General features: G+C 60.5%; 24 protein-coding genes. 18 read left to right on the top strand and 6 right to left on the bottom strand.

Annotation, left to right across the window (positions count from 1 at the left end; all coding sequences use genetic code 11):
• Positions 1 to 325 precede the first annotated feature (325 nt).
• The 11 genes from N2A41_RS11790 (at position 326) to N2A41_RS11740 (ending at position 14,509) form a co-directional block, all read left to right on the top strand.
• Positions 326 to 1,561 carry an ABC transporter substrate-binding protein gene (locus N2A41_RS11790; protein ID WP_222387532.1) on the top strand — a complete coding sequence of 412 codons (1,236 nt, stop codon included), beginning with the start codon at positions 326 to 328 and terminating at the stop codon, positions 1,559 to 1,561.
• A 182-nt stretch (positions 1,562 to 1,743) separates the two neighbouring features.
• Positions 1,744 to 2,649: a carbohydrate ABC transporter permease gene (locus N2A41_RS11785; RefSeq protein WP_018480776.1), complete on the top strand. Its 906-nt coding sequence runs from the start codon at positions 1,744 to 1,746 to the stop codon at positions 2,647 to 2,649.
• Positions 2,642 to 3,586 (top strand): carbohydrate ABC transporter permease, encoded by a 945-nt coding sequence (locus N2A41_RS11780; protein ID WP_222387531.1) that lies wholly within the window; start codon positions 2,642 to 2,644, stop codon positions 3,584 to 3,586. Before N2A41_RS11785 ends, N2A41_RS11780 begins: the two co-directional genes overlap by 8 nt.
• A 4-nt stretch (positions 3,587 to 3,590) precedes the next feature.
• Positions 3,591 to 4,682: an ABC transporter ATP-binding protein gene (locus tag N2A41_RS11775; protein ID WP_170255704.1), complete on the top strand. Its 1,092-nt coding sequence runs from the start codon at positions 3,591 to 3,593 to the stop codon at positions 4,680 to 4,682.
• A gap of 231 nt (positions 4,683 to 4,913) precedes the next feature.
• Positions 4,914 to 7,373: a beta-mannosidase gene (locus N2A41_RS11770; protein ID WP_260110999.1), complete on the top strand. Its 2,460-nt coding sequence runs from the start codon at positions 4,914 to 4,916 to the stop codon at positions 7,371 to 7,373.
• A gap of 37 nt (positions 7,374 to 7,410) precedes the next feature.
• The gene (locus tag N2A41_RS11765) at positions 7,411 to 8,172 is read left to right on the top strand and encodes a sugar phosphate isomerase/epimerase family protein (protein WP_017964640.1); all 762 of its coding nucleotides are present in this window, start codon (positions 7,411 to 7,413) and stop codon (positions 8,170 to 8,172) included.
• A 9-nt stretch (positions 8,173 to 8,181) separates the two neighbouring features.
• Entirely contained in the window at positions 8,182 to 9,315 is a 1,134-nt protein-coding gene (locus N2A41_RS11760; RefSeq protein ID WP_170261114.1) for a Gfo/Idh/MocA family protein, read from the top strand.
• A 311-nt stretch (positions 9,316 to 9,626) separates the two neighbouring features.
• Positions 9,627 to 10,658 carry an L-glyceraldehyde 3-phosphate reductase gene (gene mgrA, locus N2A41_RS11755; RefSeq protein WP_162117694.1) on the top strand — a complete coding sequence of 344 codons (1,032 nt, stop codon included), beginning with the start codon at positions 9,627 to 9,629 and terminating at the stop codon, positions 10,656 to 10,658.
• A 96-nt stretch (positions 10,659 to 10,754) separates the two neighbouring features.
• Positions 10,755 to 12,368, top strand: coding sequence for a glycoside hydrolase family 43 protein (locus tag N2A41_RS11750; RefSeq protein WP_260110998.1), 1,614 nt, complete (start codon positions 10,755 to 10,757; stop codon positions 12,366 to 12,368).
• 456 nt (positions 12,369 to 12,824) lie between these two features.
• Entirely contained in the window at positions 12,825 to 13,751 is a 927-nt protein-coding gene (locus N2A41_RS11745) for an ABC transporter ATP-binding protein (RefSeq protein ID WP_222387524.1), read from the top strand.
• A complete protein-coding gene (locus tag N2A41_RS11740) occupies positions 13,748 to 14,509 on the top strand; it encodes an ABC transporter permease (protein ID WP_018074633.1) in 762 nt (253 codons plus the stop codon). Before N2A41_RS11745 ends, N2A41_RS11740 begins: the two co-directional genes overlap by 4 nt.
• A 283-nt stretch (positions 14,510 to 14,792) precedes the next feature.
• On the opposite strand, the gene N2A41_RS11735 is transcribed toward N2A41_RS11740, so the two are convergent.
• The 3 genes from N2A41_RS11735 to N2A41_RS11725 are packed head-to-tail and all read right to left on the bottom strand — an operon-like array spanning position 14,793 to position 16,510.
• The gene (locus tag N2A41_RS11735) at positions 14,793 to 15,494 is read right to left on the bottom strand and encodes a TIGR02281 family clan AA aspartic protease (RefSeq protein WP_260110997.1); all 702 of its coding nucleotides are present in this window, start codon (positions 15,492 to 15,494) and stop codon (positions 14,793 to 14,795) included.
• Positions 15,491 to 15,709 (bottom strand): DUF1289 domain-containing protein, encoded by a 219-nt coding sequence (locus tag N2A41_RS11730; protein WP_260110996.1) that lies wholly within the window; start codon positions 15,707 to 15,709, stop codon positions 15,491 to 15,493. Before N2A41_RS11730 ends, N2A41_RS11735 begins: the two co-directional genes overlap by 4 nt.
• An 18-nt stretch (positions 15,710 to 15,727) precedes the next feature.
• The gene (locus N2A41_RS11725; RefSeq protein WP_222359281.1) at positions 15,728 to 16,510 is read right to left on the bottom strand and encodes an adenosylcobinamide-GDP ribazoletransferase; all 783 of its coding nucleotides are present in this window, start codon (positions 16,508 to 16,510) and stop codon (positions 15,728 to 15,730) included.
• Positions 16,511 to 16,667: 157 nt separating this feature from the next.
• Between N2A41_RS11725 and cobT the strand changes: the two genes are divergently transcribed.
• Together cobT and N2A41_RS11715 are read left to right on the top strand one after the other, a co-directional pair.
• Complete coding sequence (gene cobT / locus N2A41_RS11720) at positions 16,668 to 17,684, top strand: nicotinate-nucleotide--dimethylbenzimidazole phosphoribosyltransferase (protein ID WP_222387521.1); 1,017 nt, start codon at positions 16,668 to 16,670, stop codon at positions 17,682 to 17,684.
• Between the two features lie 139 nt (positions 17,685 to 17,823).
• Positions 17,824 to 18,213: a diacylglycerol kinase gene (locus N2A41_RS11715; protein WP_260110995.1), complete on the top strand. Its 390-nt coding sequence runs from the start codon at positions 17,824 to 17,826 to the stop codon at positions 18,211 to 18,213.
• Positions 18,214 to 18,318: 105 nt separating this feature from the next.
• Here N2A41_RS11715 and N2A41_RS11710 read toward each other — a convergent pair whose 3' ends face one another.
• Positions 18,319 to 19,854: a sensor histidine kinase gene (locus N2A41_RS11710; RefSeq protein WP_260111045.1), complete on the bottom strand. Its 1,536-nt coding sequence runs from the start codon at positions 19,852 to 19,854 to the stop codon at positions 18,319 to 18,321.
• 106 nt (positions 19,855 to 19,960) lie between these two features.
• Here N2A41_RS11710 and N2A41_RS11705 point away from each other — a divergent pair, with 106 nt between their 5' ends.
• From N2A41_RS11705 to N2A41_RS11685, 5 genes are all read left to right on the top strand, one after another.
• A complete protein-coding gene (locus tag N2A41_RS11705) occupies positions 19,961 to 20,518 on the top strand; it encodes a thermonuclease family protein (RefSeq protein WP_260110994.1) in 558 nt (185 codons plus the stop codon).
• Positions 20,519 to 20,522: 4 nt separating this feature from the next.
• Positions 20,523 to 21,155 carry a uracil-DNA glycosylase family protein gene (locus N2A41_RS11700; RefSeq protein ID WP_017964626.1) on the top strand — a complete coding sequence of 211 codons (633 nt, stop codon included), beginning with the start codon at positions 20,523 to 20,525 and terminating at the stop codon, positions 21,153 to 21,155.
• A gap of 69 nt (positions 21,156 to 21,224) precedes the next feature.
• On the top strand, positions 21,225 to 21,713 hold the full coding sequence (locus tag N2A41_RS11695) for an Lrp/AsnC family transcriptional regulator (protein ID WP_003540387.1): 489 nt from the start codon (positions 21,225 to 21,227) through the stop codon (positions 21,711 to 21,713).
• Positions 21,714 to 22,428: 715 nt separating this feature from the next.
• Positions 22,429 to 23,496 carry a porin gene (locus tag N2A41_RS11690; protein ID WP_260110993.1) on the top strand — a complete coding sequence of 356 codons (1,068 nt, stop codon included), beginning with the start codon at positions 22,429 to 22,431 and terminating at the stop codon, positions 23,494 to 23,496.
• A 451-nt stretch (positions 23,497 to 23,947) separates the two neighbouring features.
• Entirely contained in the window at positions 23,948 to 24,844 is an 897-nt protein-coding gene (locus tag N2A41_RS11685; RefSeq protein WP_260110992.1) for a LysR substrate-binding domain-containing protein, read from the top strand.
• A gap of 144 nt (positions 24,845 to 24,988) precedes the next feature.
• Here the strand turns inward: N2A41_RS11685 and N2A41_RS11680 are convergent, their stop codons facing one another.
• Both N2A41_RS11680 and N2A41_RS11675 read right to left on the bottom strand, forming a co-directional pair.
• Complete coding sequence (locus N2A41_RS11680; RefSeq protein ID WP_260110991.1) at positions 24,989 to 25,672, bottom strand: DNA alkylation repair protein; 684 nt, start codon at positions 25,670 to 25,672, stop codon at positions 24,989 to 24,991.
• Positions 25,669 to 26,538, bottom strand: a complete 870-nt coding sequence (locus tag N2A41_RS11675) for an NAD(P)-dependent oxidoreductase (RefSeq protein WP_260110990.1) — start codon at positions 26,536 to 26,538, stop codon at positions 25,669 to 25,671. The genes N2A41_RS11680 and N2A41_RS11675 overlap by 4 nt, the downstream gene beginning before the upstream one ends.
• Positions 26,539 to 26,554: the final 16 nt, after the last annotated feature.

Raw genomic sequence — 26,554 nt, 5'->3', positions numbered from 1 at the left:
GTGCTTTTTGTTGTGTGCATTGCAGCATGGTACGCATAGGTTGAATCGGCAATTCGTGCTCTGTTTTTTTGCGATTGCGAAAAGACTTAATCGCGCGGCTAATTTTATCACGTATAATTACTACTGAAATTCAAATAGATAGATTGAAAATGCATGTGCGAGGACGGCCGGCTGAATATCGCTTCAGGGGATGCGGTGCTTCTGATGAAAACAGGCAGAAGTAGCAATTCGCGTTATCGCGGAAAAATTTGCCTGCGGGCAGTTGCGTGGAGAAATCGATTGATCTAAGTTTTTCCGGCAACGTTTCAGTGAGGGAGGAGAACTCATGAAAATCCGTATATTGGCGACCATGCTTGCCGCCTCGGTCGCGCTTCCGTTCGGCGCCGCCAACGCCACCGATCTCGAAGTCACGCACTGGTGGACTTCGGGCGGTGAATCCGCTGCCGTCGCCGAGCTGGCAAAGGCATTCGACGCCACCGGCAACCACTGGGTCGACGGTGCTATCGCCGGTTCCGGCGGCACTGCCCGTCCGATCATGATCAGCCGCATCACCGGCGGCGATCCGATGGGCGCCACTCAGTTCAACCATGGCCGCCAGGCCGAGGAACTCGTTCAGGCCGGCCTGATGCGCGATCTGACCGATGTGGCGACCGCCGAGCACTGGAAGGATATCATTCGTCCGTCGAGCCTGCTCGATTCCTGCACCATCGACGGCAAGATCTACTGCGCTCCCGTCAACATCCACTCCTGGCAGTGGCTGTGGCTTTCGAACGCCGCCTTCAAGAAGGCCGGCGTCGAAGTTCCGAAGAACTGGGATGAGTTCGTCGCTGCGGCTCCGGCTCTCGAAAAGGCCGGCATCATTCCGCTCGCCGTCGGCGGTCAGCCGTGGCAGGCGACAGGCGCCTTCGACGTGCTGATGGTTGCGGTCGCCGGCAAGGATACCTTCAACAAGGTCTTCAAGGACAAGGATGCGGAAGTTGCCGCCGGTCCTGAAATCGCCAAGGTGTTCAAGGCGGCCGACGACGCTCGGCGCATGGCCAAAGGCAGCAACGTCCAGGATTGGAACCAGGCCACCAACCTTGTCATCACAGGCAAGGCCGGCGGCCAGATCATGGGCGACTGGGCACAGGGTGAGTTCGCGCTCGCCGGTCAGAAGGCCGGTACCGACTATACCTGCCTCCCGGGCCTCGGCGTGAACGAGATCATCTCGACCGGCGGCGACGCCTTCTACTTCCCGCTGCTGAAGGACGAAGAAAAGTCCAAGGCGCAGGCGGTGCTTGCCAAGACCCTGCTCGATCCCAAGACCCAGGTTGCCTTTAACCTGAAAAAGGGTTCGCTGCCGGTTCGCGGCGACGTCGATCTCGCTGCCGCTAACGACTGCATGAAGAAGGGTCTCGACATCCTGGCCAAGGGCAACGTGATCCAAGGCACCGACCAACTGCTTTCGGCCGACAGCCAGAAGCAGAAGGAAGACCTTTTCTCCGAATTCTTCGCCAATCCGTCGATGACGCCGGAAGACGCTCAGAAGCGTTTCGCCGGGATCATCGCTTCTGCTGACTGATCAGCAGATTCGCTGCCCTTGCGGTCCGGCTCCCATGGGGCCGGATCGTTCCGGACGGTCGGTGATGGTCCGGCGGGCGGCGGCGTCTCTCTGGTATCTTCAGCAGGTTTCAGAGGTGGAGACGACAGGCGGCGCCTTGCCGTTCTGTTAGTTGTCGCAGTTGCGATTGAGGAGAAGTGTTTATGACGGGTCAAGCGCGAGCAGGCCGGCCAAACAAGTTGCTGCGCAATCTGAATGCCAAGATTGCGTCCATCCCGATGATCCTGACAGCGCTGGTGATCTTTGTCGGCGGCACGTTTTGGACGATCTTTTATTCTTTCACAAATTCCAAGCTCCTTCCGCGGCTGAGCTTTGTCGGATTCGATCAGTACCAGCGCCTCTGGGCGGCACCCCGCTGGGTGACAGCGATCGAGAATCTGGCTGTCTACGGCATCCTCTCGCTGATCTTCAGCCTGGTCATCGGTTTCATGCTCGCCGCGCTGATGGACCAGAAAATCCGCTTCGAAAACACCTTTCGCACCATCTTTCTCTATCCCTTCGCGCTGTCCTTCATCGTGACCGGCCTCGTCTGGCAATGGATTCTGAACCCCGATTTCGGTATTCAGGCGGTGGTCCGCTCGATCGGGTGGACGAGTTTCACCTTCAATCCGCTCTATACGCCTGAAATCGTCATCTACGGCATTCTCATTGCTGCGCTGTGGCAGGGAACGGGTCTCGTCATGTGCCTGATGCTTGCCGGCCTGCGTGGGATCGACGAGGACATCTGGAAAGCGGCGCGCGTGGACGGCATTCCGATGTGGAGGACCTATCTCTTCATCGTCATCCCGATGATGCGGCCGGTCTTCATCACGACGATCGTGATCATCGCCTCCGGCATCGTCAAGGTCTACGACCTCGTGGTCGCGCAGACATCGGGCGGGCCGGGCATCTCTTCGGAAGTGCCGGCGAAATATGTCTACGACTACATGTTCCAGGCGCAGAACTTGGGGCAGGGCTTTGCTGCCTCGACCATGATGCTCGTCACAGTCGCGATCATCATCGTTCCATGGGCTTATCTGGAATTCGGCGGAGGGCGCAAACGTGGCTGATATAGAAACGCTCAACACGGTTGTTGCCGGGATGGACGCCGTTGCACCAAAACTCGGCGAAGGCCCCAGCGGCCCCCGGCCACGCCCGGCACTGTCGGCGCGCAACATCATGCTCTACGGCACGTTGATCATCGCAGCGCTTTACTATCTGCTGCCGCTCTATGTGATGGTGGTGACTTCGCTGAAGGGCATGCCGGAAATCCGGCTCGGCAACATCTTTTCGCCGCCGGTGGAGGTCACCTTCGAACCCTGGGTGAAAGCCTGGGCGCAGGCCTGCACCGGCCTCAACTGCGATGGCCTGTCACGCGGTTTCTGGAATTCGGTGCGCATCACGGTGCCGTCGGTCATCATCTCGATCGCGATCGCCTCGGTGAACGGCTACGCGCTGGCCAACTGGCGCTTCAGAGGCTCTGAGCTTTTCTTCTCAATCCTCATCATCGGGGCATTCATTCCCTATCAGGTCATGATCTATCCGATCGTCATCATCCTGCGCGAAATCGGCATCTACGGCACACTGACCGGCCTCGTCATCGTGCATTCGATCTTCGGTATGCCGATCCTGACGCTGCTCTTCCGCAATTATTTCGTGTCGCTGCCGGAGGAACTGTTCAAGGCGGCGCGTGTCGACGGGGCGGGCTTCTGGCAGATCTTCCTGCGGATCATGCTGCCGATGTCGCTGCCGATCTTCGTCGTCGCGATGATCCTGCAGGTGACCGGCATCTGGAACGACTTCCTGTTCGGCGTGGTCTTCACCCGGCCGGATACCTATCCGATGACCGTGCAGCTCAACAACATCGTCAATTCCGTCCAGGGCGTGAAGGAATACAACGTCAACATGGCGGCAACGATCCTGACGGGTCTCGTGCCGCTCATCGTCTACTTCGTGTCGGGACGGCTTTTCGTCCGCGGCATCGCCGCCGGCGCAGTGAAGGGTTGATCTCATGAATATGAATGCAAGCGTCTCCATCAAGGATCTGTCCCTGAACTTCGGTGCGGTGAGCGTGCTGAAGGATCTCAACCTCGACATCAATGACGGCGAATTTCTCGTGCTGCTCGGCTCGTCCGGCTGCGGCAAGTCGACCTTGCTGAATTGCATCGCCGGCCTGCTTGATGCCTCGGAAGGGCAGATCTTCATCAAGGGCAAGAACGTTACCTGGGAAGAGCCTAAGGACCGCGGCATCGGCATGGTGTTCCAGTCCTATGCGCTCTATCCGCAGATGACCGTCGAGAAGAACCTGTCCTTCGGTCTTCGCGTCGCCAAGGTGCCGCAGGCAGAGATCGACAAGCGGGTGGCGCGTGCCTCCGAAATCCTGCAGATTCAGCCGCTGCTGAAGCGCAAGCCGGCCGAGCTTTCCGGCGGCCAGCGCCAGCGCGTGGCGATCGGCCGGGCACTGGTGCGCGATGTCGACGTTTTCCTGTTCGATGAGCCGCTGTCCAATCTCGACGCCAAGCTCCGCTCGGAGCTGCGCGTCGAGATCAAGCGCCTGCACCAGTCGCTGAAGAACACGATGATCTATGTCACCCACGACCAGATCGAGGCGCTGACGCTTGCCGACCGCATCGCCATCATGAAGAGCGGCATCATCCAGCAGCTCGATGATCCGACGACGATCTACAACAGGCCGCGCAATCTGTTCGTCGCCGGTTTCATCGGCTCGCCGTCGATGAATTTCCTGCACGGCGAGCTGGTCAAATCAGGCGGCGGCATTGCCTTTTCAGCCAACGGCGTCATTTTCTCGCTCGCTGCCTACGACGCTAGCGAGATGCTACAGCCCGGCCGCAAGGTGGTGCTCGGCGTTCGTCCAGAACACATCAAGGTCAACGAGAATACCGGCGGCGAAGAACATGACGCCACCGTCGATATCGAGGAGCCGATGGGCGCGGACAATCTGCTGTGGCTGAAACATGCCGGTCACACGATGTCGGTACGTGTCAACGGCGCACGCCGCTTCAATGTCGGAGCCAAGGTTAAGCTCAGCTTCGACATGACGGTCGCCTCGGTCTTCGACGCCGAAAGCGAGCTGCGTCTCTAGAAGGTTCTGCGGGCGGGGCGAGTTCGGCGAGAGGGCCAACTCCACTCTCCGTCATCCTCGGGCTTGACCTGATGATCCATGCCCGTGGCTGCTGGTGGATGCGGTGTGGATCCTCGGGTCAAGCCCGAGGATGACGAGAGTGAGGCGGCCGGAAGGAGCCCTGACGAACGACAACTACCGGACGACGACCAAACGCCGTCTCTTTCAAAATCATAAATCGGAAACGATATCGTGACGCATCGATCAACTACTCCCAACATCGACCTTTCCGGTTCGTGGCAGCTTGCCTCCGTCGACGGTGAGATCCGCACGGCGATCATGCTGCCGGGCGACGTGCACACGGCGCTGCACCGGGCAGGACTGATCCCCGATCCCTATTTCGGCCGCAACGAGGAAAAGGTGCAGTGGGTCGCGGAACGTGAATGGGCTGTCGAGCGCAGCTTCACGCTTCCTGAGGTCGAGGGCGACTGGTATCTCGATATCGACTATCTCGACACGGTCGCCAGCGTCCACGTCAACGGCTTCCTGGCGCTCGAAGCCGATAACAGCTTCCGCCGCTACCGGCCCGATGTCTCCAGCATGCTGAAATCAGGCGACAACAGCATCCGCATCGTCTTTGCCTCCAACATCGCCGTCGGCGCTGCGCGACAGAAGCAGCAGCCCTTCTACATTCCCTACAGCACGGGCAACTCGCCGATCCCCGACGGCAACATGCTGCGCAAGCCGCAATGCCATTTCGGCTGGGACTGGAATATCGCCATTGCGCCGCTCGGCCTTTACGGGATGATCGCGCTGAAGAAGCTCGAAACCGCGCGCATCGAACATGTGGTCACCCGCCAGACCCATAATAACGACGGCTCGGTGGACCTCAAAGTGACGGCGACGCTGTTTTCCAAGGGGCCAGACATTGCCCAGGTCTATTTCGAGCTCGACGGCGAGCGCGTGCGCCTGGATGTCGGTGTCAATGGCGAGACCCATGTCAACCACCTCTTCCATATCGACAATCCACGCCTCTGGTGGCCCTCCGGCAGCGGCGAGCAGGCGCTCTACAGGCTTTCCGTCGAGTTGCCGACCGATGAGGTGACCAAGCAGATCGGTCTTCGCACCGTCGAGCTGATCACCACGCCGGATGCGTCAGGCAGCCGCTTCGCCTTCAAGGTCAACGGCCGCGAGATTTTCTGCCGCGGCGCCAACTGGATCCCGGCCGACGCGCTGTTTTCGCTGTCTTCGCCTGAGAAGACCGAGGATCTGCTGCAATCGGCCAAAGCCGCCAATATGAACATGATCCGCGTCTGGGGCGGCGGCTTCTACGAGCAGGATCATTTCTACGATCTCTGCGACCAGCTGGGCCTCATGGTCTGGCAGGACTTCATGTTCGCCTGCAACCTCTACCCCTCGACCGAGGACTTCCTCGACAATGTAACGATCGAGGTCGATTACCAAGTGCGCCGGCTTTCCTCGCATCCGTCGATCGCGCTCTGGTGCGGCGACAACGAGCTGGTCGGGGCGCTGACCTGGTTCGAGGAATCGAGGAAGGACCGCGACCGCTATCTCGTCTCCTATGATCGGCTCAACCGCACGATCGAGCAGGCCGTGAAGAAGGCGCTGCCCGGCGCGCTCTGGTGGCCGTCGAGCCCGGCGTCCGGCTATCTCGATTTCGGCGATGCCTGGCATGCCGACGGTTCCGGCGACATGCATTACTGGTCGGTCTGGCACGAGAACAAGTCGTTCGACAATTACCGTTCGGTGCGTCCGCGCTTCTGCTCGGAATTCGGCTTCCAGTCCTATACCTCGCTGCCTGTGATCAGGACCTATGCCGAGGAGAAGGACATGAACGTCGCTTCCCCCGTCATGGAGCTTCACCAGAAGAATGCCGGCGGCAACGAGCGCATCGCCGCCACGATGTTCCGTTATTTCCGCTTCCCCAAGGATTTTCCGAACTTCGTCTATCTGTCCCAGATCCAGCAGGGGCTGGCGATCAAGACGGCGGTGGAATACTGGCGGTCGCTCAAACCCCATTGTATGGGTACGATCTACTGGCAGCTCAACGACACCTGGCCGGTGGCATCCTGGTCGAGCCTCGATTACGGCGGCCGCTGGAAGGCGATGCACTACCTCGTCAAGCGCTTCTTCCAGCCGGTCGCGGTCGCTGCCATTCCTTCCGATGACAGAGAGACGATCCGCCTCTCGCTGGTCAATGACACGCTTGCCGATGTCAGCGTTGATCTTGCAGTCTCGATCCTGACGGTAAAGGGCGAACGCCGGCACCTGAAGGACGTGCAGGCTGTGTGTTCGCCGGATGCGGCCGTCACTGCCACGAGCATTGACGTCTCCGATATTCCCGAGGGAACGCTGCTTGCCTGGCACTTCACCGCGTCGAACGGTACGGGCGGCGAGGGGCATTACGTCAACGGCACATACAAGGCGCTGGAGCTGGAGCCCTCGGGCCTGACAGTTACCCACGAATATGTCGAGGAGAATGGTTCCGTCGACATCAACGTCACCGCTAGTGGACTTGCGCTTTTCGTGATGATCGAAACCGAGACCGACGGCAAATATTCCGACAACGCCTTCGATCTTGCGGCCGGCGAGAGCCGCCGCATCACCTTTACCCCGGCACGGCCGCTTGATCGTGGCGCGCTTCCGGAGTTCCGGTTCTACGACCTGTATTCCTGCCAGTCGGCGGATTGATCTTGCAAGAATGGGCACGAGGCCCAAGGAGAACATGATGACGAAACTCAGCTACCAGCTCTATAGCGCCCGCAACTTCCAGCCCTATTCTGTGATTTTCGAAAAGCTCGGCAAGGCTGGCTATGCCGAAGTCGAAGGCTTCGGCGGCATCTATGCCGATCTCGACGATGCCGGGCTGAAGAGCCTTCGCGCCGATCTCGACAAGAATGGCCTGGTCATGGCGACCGGCCATTTCAGCCCTGATTTTCTGGAGAAGGAAGTTCAGAAGTCGCTTGATATTGCCAAGATCCTCGGCATGGATTCGATCTATGCGCCACATCTGGCGGCCGAAGAACGCCCGTCCGACGCTGCCGGCTGGGTCGCCTTCGGCAAGCGCCTGCAGGAGATCAGCAAGCCTTATAAGGCTGCCGGCTACGAATTCGGCTGGCACAATCATGATTTCGAATTCTTCAAGCTGCAGGACGGCTCGCGGCCGATCGAGCACATCTTCGAAGGCGCGCCCGATATTTCCTGGGAAGCCGACATTGCCTGGGTTATCCGCGGCGGCGCCGACCCCTTCGCCTGGATCGAGAAGCTTGGGTCCCGCATCACCGCCGTGCACGTCAAGGACATCGCGCCGGCTGGCGAGGCGACGGATGAGAGCGGCTGGGCCGATGTCGGTCACGGCAAGGTCGAGTGGGCCAGGCTGATGACGGCGTTGCGCGCCACCAAGGCCAAGCACTACGTCGTCGAACACGATAACCCGAATGACATCGATCGCAACATCAGCCGCTCGATCGCATCCTTCCAGACCTACTGAGGCTTCATCATGACCAAGGAACTTGGCGTCGGCATCATCGGATGCGGCAACATCTCCACCACTTACTTCTCGCTGGCACCGCTCTTCAAGGGGTTGAAGGTGCTCGCCTGCGCCGATATCAACGTGCAGGCGGCCGAGGCGCGGGCCGAGGAATATGGCGTCAAAGCGCAGACGATCGACGAGCTTCTCGTCAATGACGAGATCGACGTCATCGTCAACCTGACGATCCCGGATGCGCATTTCCGGGTATCGAAGGCGATCCTCGAGGCCGGAAAACACGTCTATTCCGAAAAGCCGTTGGTGCTTTCGCTCGAAGAGGGCGAGGAGCTTCGTCGCATCGCCAAGCAGAAGAACCTCGCCGTCGGCTGCGCCCCCGACACGTTCCTCGGCGGCGCCCATCAGCTCGCCCGCAAGTTCATCGACGACGGCGGCATCGGCCGGGTGACATCGGGCGCCTGTTACGTGATGAGCCCCGGCATGGAAATGTGGCATCCGAACCCGGATTTCTTCTTCCTGGCGGGGGGCGGCCCGATCCTCGATCTCGGCCCATATTACATCGCCAATCTGATCAACCTGATCGGCCCGGTCAAACGGGTGGGCGGCATGACCTCGATGGCGTCGCCCACCCGCACGATCACCAGCGCGCCGCGCAATGGCGAGATCATCCCAGTCAAGACGCCGACGACGATCCAGGCGCTGCTCGAATTCGTCAACGGCGCCACGGTGACGCTGACGGCAAGCTGGGATGTGTGGTCGCACCGCCATGCCAATATGGAACTCTACGGCACCGACGGTTCGCTCTACGTTCCGGATCCGAACTTCTTCGGCGGCGTGGTTGAGGCAAGCGGCCGTGACAAGGACATCAAGCCGCTCGATGCCTGGGAGCATCCATTCGGCAAGATCAACCAAGAAAACCCGAGCGGATCGCGCGCCAACTACCGCACCGCCGGCTTGGCCGACATGGCGATGTCGTTGATCGAGGGCCGCGATGCGCGCTGCTCGCTCGACCGCACGCTGCACGGCGTCGACGTCATGACATCGATCCTGAAATCGGGCGAAGAGGGCCGTTTCATCGACCTGACCACGACCTGCACGCAGCCGGCCGCGCTTGGTATCGAAGAGGCGCAAGCGCTCTTGAAGTAGAGAGCACGCGCGCCTTGGGCTTGGCGTATCGGCGCGCTTGCTACAATAGTTTCGTCAACCGTGGGCCTGTCCCACGGCTGTGCTGTTCGCGCCGATGGCTGCCCCTCACCCTAACCCTCTCCCCGTAAAGACGGGGAGAGGGGACGCGCCAAACGCAGCGTCGAGGTTGAGGAAGGCGGCGCGGCTTGTCCCTTCGCCCCGTTTACGGGGAGAAGGTGGCGGCAGCCGGATGAGGGGCGGGTGTCGGCAATCTCTTGGGCGATAATGTCGCACGACGAACCTTATAGCTATTTTATCAAGGAGACATTCGGATGAGCTGGCAACCGGCCGCAGACCGCTATTCGAAAATGAAATATAACCGCACGGGCCGTTCCGGCCTGAAGCTGCCGGCCGTCTCGCTCGGCCTCTGGCACAATTTCGGCGGCGACACGCCGCATGACCGCAAGATCGATATGTGCCGCACGGCCTTCGACCTCGGCATCACCCATTTCGACCTCGCCAACAATTACGGCCCGCCGCCCGGCAGTGCCGAAACTGCCTTCGGCGAAATCCTGCGCACCGAATTCGTCGGGCTTCGCGACGAGCTGATCATCTCCTCCAAGGCCGGCTATGACATGTGGCCTGGCCCTTACGGCGAATGGGGCAGCCGCAAGTATCTGATCGCCTCCTGCGACCAGAGCCTGAAGCGGATGGGCCTCGATTATGTCGACATCTTCTATTCGCACCGCTTCGACCCGGAAACGCCGCTGGAAGAGACCTGCGGCGCGCTCGATCATATCGTCCGTTCCGGCCGAGCGCTCTATGTCGGCATCTCCTCTTACAATTCGCAGCGCTCGCGAGAAGCCGCCGCAATCCTCAAGGAGCTTGGTACGCCGTGCCTGATCCATCAGCCGAGCTATTCGATGCTCAACCGCTGGGTCGAGGACGACAGGCTGCTCGATACGCTGGATGAGATCGGCATGGGCTCGATCGTCTTCTCGCCGCTTGCCCAGGGCATGCTGACAACGAAATATCTCGGCGGCATTCCCGAAGACAGCCGCGCGGCGCAGAACCACTTTCTCAAGCGCGACTACATCCGCCCCTCGATCATCGACAATATCCGCAAGCTCAACGAGATCGCCGAAAGGCGCGGCCAGACGCTGGCGCAGATGGCGATCGCCTGGGTGTTGCGCGGCGGCCGCGTGACCTCGGCGCTGATCGGCGCCAGCCGCTCGTCGCAGATCGTCGATTGCGTCAAGGCGCTCGACAATCTCGATTTCAGCGTCGAGGAACTTGCCGAGATCGACGTTTATGCCCGCGAGGCCGACATTAACCTCTGGGCCAAGTCGGCCGAACGCGACTAGTCATCTCAGGCCCGGAGGCAAGTCTTCCAGGCCTTTTTCTGCTATAATCTGACGTACGTACAGCAAAAAGCACCGCTGGTCGGAGGAGACCCTGTCATGATCCGCAACCCCATCCTGCCCGGGTTCAACCCCGATCCGTCGATCTGCCGCGTCGGTGCGGATTATCACATCGCCACCTCAACCTTCGAATGGTATCCCGGCGTGCAGATCCACCATTCGCGCGACCTGGTGAACTGGACGCTGGTGCGCCGGCCGCTGGAGCGGCGATCGCAGCTCGACATGCGCGGCAATCCGGATAGCTGCGGCATCTGGGCGCCGTGCCTGTCCTATGCCGACGGGCAGTTCTGGCTGGTCTATACCGACGTCAAACGCTACGACGGCAACTTCAAGGATGCGCCGAACTATATCGTCACGGCACCTACGATCGAGGCCGATTGGTCCGAGCCGGTCTATGTCAATTCCTCCGGCTTCGATCCCTCGCTCTTCCACGACGATGACGGCCGGAAATGGTTCGTCAACATGCAGTGGAACCACCGCACCGAAAGCTATGGCGGCTCGCCGAAATCGCCGGCCTTTGACGGCATCCTGCTGCAGGAATGGGATCCGGCGACAAAGGCGCTGAAGGGTCCGATCAAGAACATCTTCGCCGGCAGCCCGCTCGGCCTCGTCGAAGGACCGCATCTCTTCAAGCGCAACGGTTGGTATTACCTGACCACCGCCGAGGGCGGCACCGGCTACGACCACGCCGTCACCGTGGCGCGGTCGCGTGATATCGACGGGCCCTATGAGATGCATCCGAACATACATCTCATCACCTCCAAGGATCATCCGGGCGCAGTGCTGCAGCGAGCAGGGCATGGCCAATATGTCGAGACGCCGGAGGGGGAGGCCTATCACACCCATCTTTGCGGCCGGCCGCTGCCACCGAAACGGCGCTGTACGCTGGGGCGCGAGACGTCCTTACAGAAATGCGTCTGGCGCGACGATGACTGGCTCTATCTTGAAAACGGCACCTCAGTGCCCGATGTCGATGTGCCGGGCCTCTTTGGCGCGGTGCCGGTGGAAAAGCCGATGCGCAGCGAATACAGCTTCGATGGCGGCACGCTGCCCGCCGATTTCCAATGGCTGCGGACGCCAGAGCCCGCGCGCATCTTCAACCTGACGGATCGTCCCGGCCATCTGCGCCTGATTGCGCGCGAAAGCATCGGCTCCTGGTTCGAACAGTCGCTGGTTGCCCGCCGCCAAGAGCATCACAGTTTCCGTGCCGAGACCGTGATCGAATTCTCGCCCGACACCTACCAGCAGGTGGCGGGGCTGACGCATTACTACAACCGTCACAAATTCCACGCCGTCGCCGTGACGCTGCACGAAACACTCGGCCGCTGCGTGACGATCCTCTCCTGCAACGGCGACTACCCGAACGGACGGCTGAGCTTTCCCGCAGAAAGCGGCGTGGCGATTGCCGCCGAGGGCCGTGTCCAGCTCGCCATGGAAATCCGGGAGAACGACCTGCAATTCTTCTGGCAGACCGAAGGCAAGGGCGCCTGGCAGCCGATCGGCCCGGTCCTCGATGCCGGCGTGATCTCAGACGAGGGCGGACGCGGCGAACACGGCTCCTTCACCGGCGCTTTCGCCGGCGTGTTTGCCTTCGATACGTCAGGCCGGGCGAAGATCGCGGATTTTGATTGGTTCAATTACGACGAGCTGTGAGGAGCGCCCCTGGTCGCATTCATCCGCGGTGGACCACGGAAAGGATGAGGTGCGGAACGAAAAAAAGAAAGCCGGCGCAAGGCCGGCTAAGACGAACGCGGCTGAACAGGGGATACTGGCCGGTTCCAAGCACTTCGTGACTGAACAATAACTTTCTCTACATGCCGAGGCAGCAAAAATGGGCGCAACGAGAACACCCGGAAACGGCTCCGCAAAGGAGTGGGCGGCGGGGCGGATGCCGGTGCTGACCTCGGCTCTCTTATCGGGCACGAAGATCACCGGATGATGACATCTGAAGCCGGTCGCAGCCTTTCTTTCGCCGGCCAACCGCTTCGGCAGGCCTAACTGTGTTCGCAGCGCGCGAATGCAGTGTTCATGGGCTTAAGGATGTTAAAGCGTTACAAAGGGACTATATAGCGGGCCGAAGTAACCTCCGAGAATCCGCAAGAGTCCTGCATGGCCCCCATCATTTCCGTTCAAAATCTTACCAAGACCTACGCCAATGGGTTCGAGGCCCTGAAGGGCATCAATCTCGACGTCGAAAAGGGTGAGATTCTGGCGCTGCTCGGGCCGAACGGCGCGGGCAAGACGACGCTGATCTCGATCATCTGCGGCATCGCCAATCCGAGCGGCGGCCGGGTGCTGGTCGCCGGCCACGACGTCGTGAAGGATTTCCGCGCCACCCGCGGGATGATCGGGCTGGTGCCGCAGGAGCTGACCACCGATCAGTTCGAAACGGTGTTCAATACGGTGAGCTTTTCGCGCGGTCTGCACGGCAAGAAAGCCAATCCTGCCCATATCGAGAAGGTGCTGCGCTCGCTCTCGCTCTGGGAGAAGAAGGACAATATGCTGCGCCAGCTCTCAGGCGGGATGAAGCGGCGGGTGCTGATCGCTAAGGCGCTATCCCATGAGCCGGATATTCTTTTCCTCGACGAGCCGACCGCCGGCGTCGACGTGACGCTGCGCAAGGACATGTGGCATGTCGTCGAAGAGCTTCGGGCCTCCGGCGTCACCATTATCCTGACCACCCATTATATCGAAGAGGCCGAGGAAATCGCTGACCGCGTCGGCGTCATCAATGGCGGCGAATTGCTGCTCGTCGAGGACAAGGCGGCGCTGATGGCCAAGCTCGGCCGCAAGCAGCTCATCCTCGATCTCACCGAACCGCTCAACCGGCTGCCGGATTGTTTTGCCGGCAATGGACTGACGCTGGAGGCAGACGGCAACCGCCTGACCTATGATTTCGACACTGACGACGAGCAGGAAAGCATTGCAGCTCTGCTGACCAGGCTCGGCGAGAACAATATCCATTTCAAGGATCTCTCGACGCGGCAAAGCTCGCTCGAGGACATTTTCGTGGCGCTGGTGGGAGCGAGCAAATGAACGTCGAGGCCGTCAAATCCATCTATTTCTTCGAGATGGCGCGCACGCGCCGCACGCTGCTGCAGAGCGTCATCTCGCCCGTGATCTCAACCTCGCTCTATTTCATCGTCTTCGGTGCCGCTGTGGGATCACGTATTCAGGAGGTGGAGGGCGTGTCCTACGGCGCCTTTATCACGCCCGGCTTGATTATGCTGACGCTGCTTGGCCAGTGCATCAGCAACGGCTCCTTCGGCATCTATTTCCCGAAATTCACAGGCACGATTTACGAGGTGCTTTCGGCGCCGGTGGCGATGACTGAGATCCTGCTCGGTTATGTCGGGGCTGCGGCGACCAAGGGCATGATCATCGGCTTCATCATCCTCCTGACTGCCAATCTCTTCGTCGACGTCAGGATCGAGCATCCCTTCATGATGATCCTATTTTTCTTGTTGACGGCGATCACCTTCAGCCTGTTCGGCTTCATGATCGGCATCTGGGCCGGTAATTTCGAGCAGCTGAACCTCATTCCCATGCTGGTCGTGCCGCCGCTGACCTTCCTCGGCGGGAGCTTCTATTCCGTCAGCATGCTGCCGCCGTTCTGGCAGGCGGTCAGCCACCTCAACCCGGTGCTCTATCTCGTCAGCGGCTTCCGCTGGAGTTTTTACGGGATCGCCGACGTCAACCCGGCGATCAGCCTGGCGATGATCACGGTGTTCCTGGTGATCTGCCTGGGAACGCTCGGCTGGATATTCAAGACCGGCTACCGGCTGCGGAACTGATCCGGCCCTGAAGAACGCCGCAATTTCAACATGAAAGATTGCTCAGCAAGACGTCATCGGTCATGGGGCAATCAATGGTCAGCAGCAATGTGCTTGGATGTCTCGCAATCGCCTCCATCCATTGCCTAGCCCCGCAGCAAAGTCGGTCGCAGGAGGCCGCCGACCCCATCAAGGTTACCTTTGCTGTGGTGGTCGAGGGAACGGAGCCTGTTTCTGCCGAGGTGTCATGCCTTCCAGTTCAGCTGCCAGATCCGGTCCTCGCCGTAAAGCGGCGGAGCCGCAACTAGTCGCGCATGCGGAGTTCGTCGGTCCGCATCTGCAGCGAGCCCAGCGTTTCCAGGAAGCTCATGCCGAGCAGGCTCTGGTCGAGCCGGCCGTCTTCGGCGACGCTGGCTGCGACATTGTTACGGATGATCGGGCCGATCGCCACCTGGTCGAGGGTGACGGGTGCCGCCCGGCCGCGGCCGTTGGCGGTCATGACCGTCATGGAATAGGTGAGGCGGGAGAGATCGATGCCGATCCGTTCGGCATCTTCGCGCGACAGCGCCACCATGCTGGCGCCGGTGTCGACGAGCATCTCGATCGTCTGGCCGTTGACCGCAACATCGGCTTCGAAATGGCCGTTCAGCAGCTTGTGCAGAATGATCTCCTGGCCGCCCTCGCTTGTCGTGACGACGACGGCGCGGCCGGGAACGAGGCCGGCGAGCAGCCTGTTGCCGACGCCGAGCGCTTCCTGGCGATAGAGATAGACGGTCACGAGTGCCAGGATGATGACCAGCCAGATCATCATATGTCGCATCGTTTCGCCGACGCTGCGCCGGCTCGCCCAGATGCCGGCCGATAGCATCAGCGCGATCGGCAGCAGGTAGACGACACGGCCGAAGTCATCAGTCTGCAGGCCGACGATGCGGCTGCTGTCATTGTTGACGATCAGCACGGCAAGGCCGATGCCGATTACGACGAGGAAGACGGTCAAACGAATCATAAAGGCCGCTCTGGCCCGGCGACGAGGCTTGATTTCATATGGTTCGACACCGTGGCGGCGCTTCCGAGCCTTGCCGGCAGCAGTGCCATGATCCGTCTTCGCTCGGTGTCGGAGTACCTCATCCAACTGCCGATTTCCTCAAGAGTCCGGCCGCATCCGGCGCAAAATCCGGTGGCGGAAACGAGGGAGCAGAGGTGAATGCAGGGTGTTTGCATGAAGGATATATCGGAATTTCAAAGAGCCGTGGCAAGGGCGCAAAGAGTGGCGATCTCGCAAATCTGCTGCGTCGCGCCCAGCGTATCGCCGGTGTGGCCGGCAAGCTTGCGGCGGATGAAAGCGGTGAAGGCAAGACCTGCGATACCGGTGGCGAGCAGGCTTGCGATGAGCGGCCGCAGGCCGAAAGCCGGCCAGATCAGAAGCGCTGCGACGAGGCCGGCCGAGGCGAGCGCAAACTGCATCGCCGCCTCGTCCGGCTGGCCGGTCGAGGCGGCGACGCCATCGGCCTTTGCCGGCGGCAGCCGTTGCCAGTGCCAGGCGATGGCGCCGCGACTGAGGGCCGCGACGGCGGGAATGGCAAGGGCGGCAGCGAGCGGCGAGGAATGGCCGGCGATAGCGGCAAGCGCGGCTGCGCGGATCGCGAAGGAGAGGATCAGCGCTATCGCGCCATAGGTGCCGATCCGGCTGTCCTTCATGATGAGGAGGCTCTGCTCGCGGCTCTTGCCGCCTCCAATGCCATCGGCCGCATCGGCCAGGCCGTCCTCGTGCAGCGCCCCGGTGACGATGACCTGAACGGAAAGCGCGATCAGGGCCGCCATCAGCGGATCGGCGCGCAGCCCCAAAAGCAGGAGGAGGGCGAGTGCGGGGACGAAACCGATGACGATGCCTGCGAGGGGAAAGGCGCGCACCAGCCGGCCAAGCCTGCCGTCATAGCCTTTGAACAGCGATTGCGGCAGGGGAATGCGGCTGAGGAAGGCGACGGCGCGGGCGGTATCGACCGCATGATCCTTGATCTTCATTCTACTTCGTTCCGGCCGGAGGCCTCGGCTTATGGTCGCGGCGGCGCTTTTGGAGTTGTTCGCCTCGTCCGCCCGCTTTAAGAGAGTTGCCACCCGCAAGGAAGCTGATTTGCGTGGAAAAGACAAGAATACCCGGATTCATAGGAAAACCGCACAAATGAGCGTTTCAGGCCTGCCGTTCGACGATTTCCGTATCCTGCTCCGCGACCTGCCGGGGCCGGATGCCCGCGCGCTGGTGGCTGCCCGCGAACGCGACGCGCAGCTGACCAAGCCGCCGGGCGCGCTCGGACGGCTCGAGGAGATTGCCTTCTGGCTTGCCGCCTGGACGGGCCGCACACCCGCCGTCAATCGGCCGCTGGTGGCGATATTTGCCGGCAATCACGGTGTCACCAAACAGGGCATCACGCCCTTTCCGGCCACGGTGACGCAACAGATGGTCGAGAACTTCGCGGCCGGCGGCGCTGCGATCAATCAGATCTGTGTTGCCTATGATCTCGGGCTGAAAGTCTTCGACCTGGCGCTCGATTATCCTACCGGCGACATTACCGAGGAGGCAGCGCTTTCCGAGCGCGATTGCGCCGCGACCATGGCCTTCGGCATGGAGGCGATCGCCGGCGGCACCGACCTGCTTTGCATCGGCGAGATGGGCATCGGCAATACGACGATTGCGGCGGCGATCAACTATGCGCTCTACGGCGGTTCGGCGCGCGACTGGGTGGGACCCGGCACCGGTTCGGAAGGCGAGATGCTGGAGCGCAAGATCGCGGCGGTGGAAAAGGCGGTGGCACTGCATGGTGACCATCTCGATGATCCGCTCGAGATCATGCGCCGGCTCGGCGGCCGTGAGATCGCGGCGATGGCCGGCGCCATTCTTGCCGCCCGCATGGAGCGCATCCCGGTGCTGATCGACGGTTATGTCGCGACCGCGGCGGCGGCGATCCTGAAAGCCGCCAATCCATCCGCCCTCGATCATTGCCTGATCGGACATGTCTCCGGCGAGCCCGGACATTTGCGCTCGATCGAGATGCTCGGCAAGACGCCGCTTCTGGCGCTCGGCATGCGGCTCGGCGAAGGCACCGGTGCGGCGCTTGCCGCCGGTATCGTCAAGGCGGCTGCTGCCTGTCATTCCGGCATGGCGACCTTCGCTCAGGCCGGTGTGTCGAATAAGCATTAAGACCGCGGTGGGCGCCGTCGATCCGTACGCGTTCGCTTGCGCGCCTCAAGTGGATTCGGTATTTGCGTATTCGCTCATCAAAGAGGAGACGGCAAAGCCTCTCCTTGTCTGTGATGCAACGGGAAGAGGAGAGGGCATCTTGACGAAGCCTGCGGTGACGAAAGAGACCGGACTTCGGCATTTCATCGCCGCCGCCAGCTACTCTTGGGCGGGCTTCCTGCGGGTGCTGAAAGAGGCGGCCTTCCGCCAGGAACTCGGTTTCTTCGCCGTTTCGATCGCGGCGTTGGCGCTGGTGGGAGCGACTGCGGACGAGATCGTCGTCGCGGTGCTTCTGTTTCTCGGGCTCTTTTCGATGGAGGCGATGAATACCGCCGTTGAAGAGGTGATCGACCGGATTTCGCCCGAGATTTCAATCGTCGGCAAACATGCCAAGGATCTCGGCTCCTTCGCGGTGACCTGCATGATCGCCGCCTGCAGCCTCTATCTCGGCTTCGTCCTCAGCAAGCACCTGTTCTTTGAATCCGGATGATTTCACGCTGGATCGGCCTGAAGTCACCCGGATCCAGGTCTAAAAATTGGAGCATGATGTTGCCCGAAAACCGCTCACAGTTTTCGGCATCATGCTTTAGCTGAATCAGGCAAAACTCTTGCGTTTGCGCGCGACGGCCTGAGCCTCCTCGACGGCCGGCAGGCTCTGGAGCACGCGCTTGGCAGGCAGGATGGCGATAACTTCGGTGCCTTCGCGCAGCTTCGATTTCAGCAGGAACTGTCCGTCATGTTTGGCAAGGATCGCCTGGACGATCGGCAGGCCGAGGCCTGTACCCTGTTCGGCGCTCTTGATGGCGATCGAGCCCTGGCCAAAGGCCGACAGGACGACGGGAATCTCTTCTTCCGGAATACCGGGGCCGTTGTCCTTGATCGAGATGTACTGTCCGCCGCCAGCTGTCCAGCCGACCTTGACGTGGATCTCGCCACCCTGCGGCGTGAACTTGACCGCATTGGAGAGAAGGTTGAGCACCACCTGGCGCATCGACTTCTCATCCGCCCAGATGGCCGGCAGCTGCCGCTCGAACTGGTCCGAAATGGCAATGTTCTTGGCGCGGGCGCGCAGCTGGACCATGCCGATGCAATCTTCGGTGATATCGAGCAGCGAAATCGCCTCCTCGCTCAGTTCGTATTTGCCAGCCTCGATGCGCGACAGGTCGAGGATCTCGTTGATGAGATCGAGCAAATGCTGGCCGGAGCGGTGGATATCGCCGGCATATTCCTTGTAGGTCGGATTGGCGAGCGGTCCCATGACTTCGGCCGACATCACCTCCGAAAAGCCGAGGATGGCGTTGAGTGGGGTCCTGAGCTCGTGCGACATGGAGGCAAGGAAGCGCGACTTGGCGAGGTTTGCCTCCTCGGCGCGGCGGCGAGCCTCGTCCGACATCGATTTCGCCACTTCCAGCTCGGCGATCAGGTCGTCCTTCTCCGACTGATAGGAGAGAATCCTGAGGTTCGACTTGAAGAGCCGATCGCTGATATAATTGAAGAAGACAAGGGTGGTGGTGAAGGCCCCGGTCAGGCTGATCTCGAGGAGGTCGCGTGACAGGCCGCTCTTGGCGGCGAGTGCCAGGACCGCAGGTGAAAAGGCAGCGAGCACGGCCGGCGTCAGCATGAAGTTCGACATCGCCGTGACGGAGAGCGCAATCAGCAACGTCGCGCCCTTATAAAGAATGAAGCTCGACGGCGCGCAGGTGTCGCAGCCCTGCAGCGCAAAGACGGCCCAGCAGCAGCCGAGGAGGAACTGGCCGGAGAGCAGCAGCCGGCGCCATTTGCGGGCGCTGTCGGAGGTAATCTCCTGCCGGCGCGCGCGCCTTGCGAGCAGGATATTGCCGGCGTGGCAGGTGAGCGTCAGCAGCGCCCAGAAGAGCAATTGCGTATCTTCAGTGAAATAGACGCCAAGCGCGGTGATGATGACGACGAAGAGCGGCATGATCGTCGCGCTCTGCAGCACCGACGCCACATACATCTTGAGCACGTCAAGATCGAAGGAGGAATTGGACGCGTGACCGGACTGAAGACGTTCGCGCGTCTGCCGCACGGCCTTGGAAACGGCCTTGTTGCGGTGGCTGCGCGACCTGTCGACGATGATCTTGTCGGTCGATGTGCTTACGCCGGTACTCATGTGCACGTTGAAACTTCATCCCAGGGTGGATAAGAGCTTAACCGACAATTCTTAAGAAGATGTTTGCCATCTTTGCCAAGGATTTGTTTTTTAAGGAGGCGAAAGCGTGACAAGGGGCCTGCGCCTGATTCGCGACGGCGTGACCGCTTTTGCTCTGCTGGCGCTCGTGGCGCTGATTGCCGCCAAGCTCAACGATGCAGCAAAAATCGAGCATACCGGCGCCTTTCATGCTGCCGACGGCGACAGTCTGACATTGGGAGACGAACGTCTGCGCCTCGAAGGCGTCGATGCGCCGGAGCTCAACCAGAGCTGCGAGCGGGCGGGGAAAGCCTGGGCCTGCGGGCGCGCGGCGCGCGCGGCGCTGCAGGAGATGGTGCTGGCATCGGGAACACTCTGTCAGGGCAGCCGGCGTGACCGCTACGACAGGCTGCTCGTCATCTGCCGGAGCGGGGCAGGCGGCGACATCAATGCCGCCATGGTGCGCGAGGGCATGGCCATTTCCTATGGCGATTATGGCAAAGAGGAGGCCGAGGCGAGAGCTCGGAAGGCGGGCCTCTGGGCCGGAACTTTCGAGCGGCCGCGCGACTTGCGCGATCATGCGCGCCAGAGGTCTGGTTTCGACGGCGCCTTGCGCTTCATCGCGCAGATCGTCGGATGGGAGTAAAGTCATGACCGACGAAGCCATGCTGGAGACGCTCCGGCGGGAGATCGCCTCCTGCCGGATCTGTCGTGACGCACCGGCGAAAGGCCCCGAACACCGGCTGCCGCACGAGCCGCGGCCGGTGGCGGTGATCTCGTCGAGCGCGCGCATCCTGATCGCCGGGCAGGCGCCGGGACTTCGGGTGCATGAGAGCGGCCTGCCATTCGACGATGCCTCGGGCGACCGGTTGCGGTCATGGCTAGGCGTTGACAGGGCAAGCTTCTACGACCGCGGGCGATTCGCCATCGTGCCCATGGGCTTCTGCTTTCCTGGCTATGACGACAAGGGCGCCGATCTGCCGCCGCGGCGCGAGTGCGCGCCGTTCTGGCGGCAAAGAGTGATCTCAGCCATGCCGCAAATCGAACTGGTGCTGGTCATCGGCCAATATGCGCAGGCCTGGCATATGGCCGGTGAAAGGCGGGACAATATGACCGAGACGGTGCGAGCATGGCGTGACTGTCTTCTGTCCGACCGATCGCCGGCCGTGCTGCCGCTGCCGCATCCGAGCTGGCGCAACAGCGGCTGGCTGAAGCGCAATCCCTGGTTTGAGAAAGAATTGCTCCCGGTCTTGCAGGAACGGGCGAAAACGCTGCTTTCCTGAAACAAAATTCTTTTAGTTGCGCGGAATCGAGTTATACAAAGAAAATAATTCGAAAGGACTGTTGTGCGCATGGACCGCCTCGACCGAAAAATACTGCGTCTTCTGCAAGAAGATTCGACGCTCGCCGTTGCCGATCTTGCCAAGAAAGTGGGTCTCTCGACGACGCCATGCTGGCGGCGCATCCAGAAGATGGAAGAAGACGGCGTCATCAAGCGCCGAGTCGCCATCCTCGATCCGGAAAAGGTCAATACCAAGGTCACCGTCTTCGTGTCGATTCGCACTGCCACCCATTCGATCGAATGGCTGCGCCGCTTTTCCGAGGTGGTCGCCGAATTCCCCGAAGTGGTCGAATTCTACCGGATGAGTGGCGATGTCGATTATCTCTTGCGAGTCGTCGTACCCGATATTGCCGCCTATGACGCCTTTTATAAGCGGATGATCGCCAAGATCGAGATTCGCGACGTTTCCTCCGCCTTTGCGATGGAGCAGATCAAGTATTCGACGCAGCTGCCGCTCGACTACATGATTCTCGATAATGCCAAATCCAACGAGGATTGAGGTCAAGCGTGCGGCCGTGACCGCACGCGAGACTGCAAAGTCCAGCGCGGCCTCATACCAGGCGTGAGTCTGCGACCTCGGATATGCCCGTTGGAGGCGACTTGTGACATCCTGGCCGCACGTGGGAATGCCAGTTAGGAAGGCCGAGTTTGGGATGTGCGGTCCCCCGACTGAAAAAAGCCTCAAAAATAGCGAAAAAACGCTCAAATCGAACCAATTTCCTGGAAAAATGAATAGCCTGGTAAGGATTCTGGGGTTATGGTCGATGAAACCAGTGGGTGATATGTCATAATTTTGTCTCATTGGTATCGAATTCAGAACACTATGTTCTAAACCGCCACCTTGTTTGTGCTTGTTAGCCGGCGGTAGAGTTTATGTGCTTCACCAGTATGTTCGACGGGGTCGGACGGTGGAGAATTTGACAATGGGGTGTAGCGTGTGCGGCTTGCGATGGAGGGTTTCCGTCGCGGAGCTGTTTTGCATGTTTTTTGTATAAATATTTGAAATTGTTGTATAAAGATCACGTTGCCGGGGAAAGTAGCCCGTGAGAACCCATCTGGCGTGTATCGAGAATTGCTTGATAGAGCCTTGTATGTGATGACGGTTTGGCGGTTCGATCGATCCGCACGCCGAGATGGCTGTTCAAACTGGGCCGGCTTCAAATCGACTACCCGATCTGAAGCCAGCCCCGATCGACAAAGGAATGGATTGGTAAATGAACATCAGAATGGTTTTGCTTGCATCAGCAGCAGCATTTGCTGCATCGACGCCGGTTCTTGCAGCTGACGCTATTGTTGCTGCTGAGCCGGAACCGGTTGAATATGTTCGCGTCTGCGACGCTTACGGCACCGGCTACTTCTACATCCCGGGCACCGAAACCTGCCTCAAGATCGAAGGCTACATCCGTTTCCAGGTCAACGTTGGCGAAGATGTCGGCGGCGATTCGGATTGGGATGCCGTCACCCGCGGTCAGGTTCAGTTCACGGCCAAGAGCGACACCGAGTATGGTCCGCTGACCGGCGTCATCGTCATGCAGTTCAATGCTGACAATGCCACCGATCAGGAAGCCATCCTCGACTCCGCTTACCTCGACGTCGCGGGCTTCCGCGCCGGTCTGTTCTACAGCTGGTGGGACGATGGTCTCTCTGGCGAAACCGACGACATCGGTTCGGTCGTAACGCTGCACAACTCGATCCGCTATCAGTATGAAAGCGGCACCTTCTACGCCGGCCTCAGCGTCGATGAACTGGAAGACGGCGTTTACCAGGGTACCTTTGCTCCCGGCGTCATTCCCGGCACCACCGTCTTTACTGCGGACGATGGTCCGAACAATGTCGGCGTTGCCTTCGGCGTTGGCGGCAAGGCTGGTGCGTTCAGCTACCAGGTCACTGGCGGCTGGGACGTCGACAACGAAGACGGCGCTATCCGTGCAATGGGTACGGTTGACATCGGTCCCGGCACGCTCGGCCTCGCCGGCGTATACTCTTCCGGCCCGAACTCGTACTACTCCTCGGCTGAATGGGCTATCGCTGCCGAATACGCTATCAAGGCAACCGACAAGCTCAAAATCACCCCGGGCGTTCAGTACTACGGCAACTACTTCGGCGGTGGCACGGAAGTTCCGGAAAACTTCGACGGTCTCGGCGATGCTTGGAAGGCTGGTCTGACGGTTGATTACCAGATCGTCGACAACTTCTACGCCAAGGCTTCGGTTCAGTGGCTCGATCCGGAAGACGGCGACGACACCACGACGGGCTACTTCCGTCTGCAGCGTTCGTTCTAATCCACTTGGTAGATATGCTCCCGGTCTTCGGACCGGGAGCACTTAAATCAGTTTCTGATCCGAGTGACCTCCGATCAGCTACGGGGACGGGTCCGGTCTTCCCTGCCGGACCGTCCTTGCAGCGTTTTTGACGCACAGTCTTCAAGGCAGTCTTTCTGGATCGTCTTTTCAGGTGAGCCGAACGGGTACGTTTTGTATCGTATGTCGGCATTTTGTTAGCCTCGGCTATTGAGGCACCCCGTTTTCAATTTTTCAACCGAGCTGGATCGGCCGAGATATTGCCGTGCGGACGGCTGTCGATTGATTGACTTCGTCCGCATCGGCGAGCTTGCCGCAACGGGTCGTGAAAAGAAAATCCAATGCCGACAATGTGATTACAGCTTTTTGGGAGAGAGGATGCAACCTTTGCTGAGGGCTGGCATTAATTCACACTCTCGGATAGCTTGTTCTTATGGACGATCTCAACGACTACTATTATTTCGCCGCTGTCGTCTCCAGCGGCGGTTTCGCGTCTGCAAGTCGCGATCTCAAAATACCACGTTCGAAACTCAGCAGGCGGGTCAGCCGTCTCGAGGATGGGCTTGGCGCAAGGCTTATAGAACGCTCGACGCGTCACTTCCGGGTGACAGAGATCGGCCAAGCTCTTTACGAAAGATGCCGGACCGTCCTGCAGGAGGCCGACCGCGCCAAGTCGATCGTCACCGAGGCCCAATCCGATCCGCAAGGCGTGGTGCGGATGGGGTGCCCGCTCGCTCTCGTCGACATCTCGGTCGGGGGCATCCTGCCTGAATTCCTGGAACGTTACCCGAAGATCAAGCTGCAGATCATCGGCTCCGAGCGGCGCGCCGACCTCATCAACGAACGGATCGATCTCGAGGTGAGAGCGACCAACGAGCCGGAGACGCAGACGAGCCTGACGATGCGCAAGCTCGACCGGGCGCGACGCATCCTGGTCGCAAGTCCCTCGCTCGTCGAGCGTACAGGCAGTTTGAATTGTGTTGACGAGCTCGCCGACCTTCCGACGCTGGCAATGACGTCATGGGTGTCGTTCCACACGTGGGAACTGGTCGGTCCGAATGACGCCAAACAGGTGATTCGTCATCAGCCGCGGCTCACCTGTCGCAGCATGACCGCCATCCTCGACGCGGCCCGGGCCGGTCTCGGCTTCGGGCTCCTGCTCGAAAGCGCCTGCGAGGCCGATCTCCAGGCTGGCAAGCTGGTGCGGGTGCTGCCGGAATGGCAGTCGGAGGAGAGCCAGTTCTACATCGTTTTTACGACGGCCAAGGGCATGCCGCCGGCGGTGCGGGTGCTGATCGATTTCCTGGTCGAAAAATCCAGGCAGCATTGACGAAGAGGCGAGGGGCTTCAGCTAAAGCGCGTTGCCATCCGTTCAGATTCGCTTCTCGCGCTTTAGGGCGTTATTTTACGCATGTCGTTATCGCGAAACCGCTGTTGAGTTTTGCGCGACATGCTTTGGGCGCTGACATCCGCCTTATCTCAAGCGCGTCAGCAGCTTTTCGCCGGCCAGTTCCCTGACGGCATCCTTGCCGATCCAACGGGCGGTTTTATCAGGGCTTTCCGCCAGGGCCCTTGCGAGTGCCAGCGCCGGCGCATGGCAGGCCAGATTGCGCTTGCCGACATTGCGCAGCGCCCAATTCACCGCTTTGCGCACGAAGTTTCGGGGGTCGCCGGAATGAGTCTTGATCAGCGGCAACCAGGCAAGAATGGTGGCGTCGGGGTCCTTTTTCCGGTGGACGGCACCGCCGGCAATCATGGCGAAGGCTGTGCGTCGGACGAATTCGCGCTCGTCGGCAGCGAATTCCCAGATGAGCTTGTCCAACCGGGCCTCGACAAAGAGATCGGCGGCGCAATCGACGATCTCCCAGGAGTTGAAATCATCGGCCCAATTTTGGGCTTCTTCTGTCGTCAACCGCTTCGGCTCGGCTGTGTAGAGGGCAAGCAGGCGGGCTTCGCGAATATCGCTTCTCCAGAGCTGCATTGCCCTGACGTGATCCTTCTTCGCCACCCTGGCGACCGCCCTGATATCGGGATTGGAGATACCGAGGGCGCGATCGGTGACGATGCCGAAGCGCGCCATGCCGGCAATATTCTCCTCCGAGCGCAGCGTTTCGAGATGCGCGATCAATTCGGCCGCATCGGAGGAGGGGCCGATCATTTCTCCAGGCGGGCAAGCAGCGAGGATGTATCCCAGCGATTGCCGCCCATTGCCTGCACGTCGCCATAGAACTGGTCGACGACGGCGGTGACCGGCAGTTTGGCGCCGTTGCGGCGGGCTTCGGTGAGCACGATGCCGAGATCCTTGCGCATCCAGTCGACCGCGAAGCCGAAGTCGTATTTGCCTGCGTTCATGGTCTTGTGGCGGTTTTCCATCTGCCAGGAGCCGGCTGCACCCTTGGAGATCACCTCGACCACCTTTTCTATATCGAGGCCGGCGCGCTTGCCGAAATGCAGCGCTTCGGCAAGTCCCTGGACGAGGCCGGCGATGCAGATCTGGTTGACCATCTTGGTCAACTGGCCCGAGCCTGCCGGCCCCATCAGACCGACCATGCGGGCATAGGCTTCGATGACAGGCCTGGCGCGTTCGAAGACGGCCTCGTCGCCGCCGCACATGACGGTCAGGACGCCGTTTTCAGCGCCGGCCTGGCCGCCGGAGACGGGTGCGTCGATGAAATCGACACCTTTCTCCTTTGCCGCCGCATAAAGTTCGCGGGCGACCTCAGCGCTGGCGGTGGTGTTGTCGATCAGCACCGTACCGGACTTCATGCCGTGTAAGGCGCCGTTCTCGCCCAATGTCACCGATCGGAGATCTTCATCGTTGCCAACGCAGACGAAGACGAAATCGGCGCCAGCGGCGGCCTCGGCCGGAGTAGGGGCCGATTTGCCGGAGAATTTCTCGGCCCAGGCGGCGGCTTTTGCCGGCGTGCGGTTATAGACGGTGACATCGTGGCCGCCTTTCGTCTTCAAATGCCCCGCCATGGGGAAACCCATGACGCCGAGACCGATGAACGCGACTTTTGCCATATGTCCTATCCTTTTC

This window comes from Rhizobium sp. SRDI969 (genome assembly GCF_025152725.1).
GTDB lineage: Bacteria > Pseudomonadota > Alphaproteobacteria > Rhizobiales > Rhizobiaceae > Rhizobium > Rhizobium leguminosarum_I.
The sequence above is the reverse complement of the archived record's forward strand: the minus strand, read 5'-3'. Positions and strand labels throughout refer to the sequence as shown.

What these genes read in the sequence shown, in the direction of transcription:
- N2A41_RS11700 (WP_017964626.1), top strand. Translation starts at nt 20,523, where the DNA reads ATGACCGACGAAGCCATGCTGGAGACGCTCCGGCGGGAGATCGCCTCC.
- N2A41_RS11765 (WP_017964640.1), top strand. Translation starts at nt 7,411, where the DNA reads ATGACGAAACTCAGCTACCAGCTCTATAGCGCCCGCAACTTCCAGCCC.
- N2A41_RS11785 (WP_018480776.1), top strand. Translation starts at nt 1,744, where the DNA reads ATGACGGGTCAAGCGCGAGCAGGCCGGCCAAACAAGTTGCTGCGCAAT.
- N2A41_RS11695 (WP_003540387.1), top strand. Translation starts at nt 21,225, where the DNA reads ATGGACCGCCTCGACCGAAAAATACTGCGTCTTCTGCAAGAAGATTCG.
- N2A41_RS11680 (WP_260110991.1), bottom strand. Translation starts at nt 25,672, where the DNA reads ATGATCGGCCCCTCCTCCGATGCGGCCGAATTGATCGCGCATCTCGAA.
- N2A41_RS11790 (WP_222387532.1), top strand. Translation starts at nt 326, where the DNA reads ATGAAAATCCGTATATTGGCGACCATGCTTGCCGCCTCGGTCGCGCTT.
- N2A41_RS11760 (WP_170261114.1), top strand. Translation starts at nt 8,182, where the DNA reads ATGACCAAGGAACTTGGCGTCGGCATCATCGGATGCGGCAACATCTCC.
- N2A41_RS11710 (WP_260111045.1), bottom strand. Translation starts at nt 19,854, where the DNA reads ATGAGTACCGGCGTAAGCACATCGACCGACAAGATCATCGTCGACAGG.
- N2A41_RS11690 (WP_260110993.1), top strand. Translation starts at nt 22,429, where the DNA reads ATGAACATCAGAATGGTTTTGCTTGCATCAGCAGCAGCATTTGCTGCA.
- mgrA (WP_162117694.1), top strand. Translation starts at nt 9,627, where the DNA reads ATGAGCTGGCAACCGGCCGCAGACCGCTATTCGAAAATGAAATATAAC.
- cobT (WP_222387521.1), top strand. Translation starts at nt 16,668, where the DNA reads ATGAGCGTTTCAGGCCTGCCGTTCGACGATTTCCGTATCCTGCTCCGC.
- N2A41_RS11685 (WP_260110992.1), top strand. Translation starts at nt 23,948, where the DNA reads ATGGACGATCTCAACGACTACTATTATTTCGCCGCTGTCGTCTCCAGC.
- N2A41_RS11675 (WP_260110990.1), bottom strand. Translation starts at nt 26,538, where the DNA reads ATGGCAAAAGTCGCGTTCATCGGTCTCGGCGTCATGGGTTTCCCCATG.
- N2A41_RS11725 (WP_222359281.1), bottom strand. Translation starts at nt 16,510, where the DNA reads ATGAAGATCAAGGATCATGCGGTCGATACCGCCCGCGCCGTCGCCTTC.
- N2A41_RS11775 (WP_170255704.1), top strand. Translation starts at nt 3,591, where the DNA reads ATGAATATGAATGCAAGCGTCTCCATCAAGGATCTGTCCCTGAACTTC.
- N2A41_RS11730 (WP_260110996.1), bottom strand. Translation starts at nt 15,709, where the DNA reads ATGCAAACACCCTGCATTCACCTCTGCTCCCTCGTTTCCGCCACCGGA.
- N2A41_RS11735 (WP_260110997.1), bottom strand. Translation starts at nt 15,494, where the DNA reads ATGATTCGTTTGACCGTCTTCCTCGTCGTAATCGGCATCGGCCTTGCC.
- N2A41_RS11745 (WP_222387524.1), top strand. Translation starts at nt 12,825, where the DNA reads ATGGCCCCCATCATTTCCGTTCAAAATCTTACCAAGACCTACGCCAAT.
- N2A41_RS11750 (WP_260110998.1), top strand. Translation starts at nt 10,755, where the DNA reads ATGATCCGCAACCCCATCCTGCCCGGGTTCAACCCCGATCCGTCGATC.
- N2A41_RS11740 (WP_018074633.1), top strand. Translation starts at nt 13,748, where the DNA reads ATGAACGTCGAGGCCGTCAAATCCATCTATTTCTTCGAGATGGCGCGC.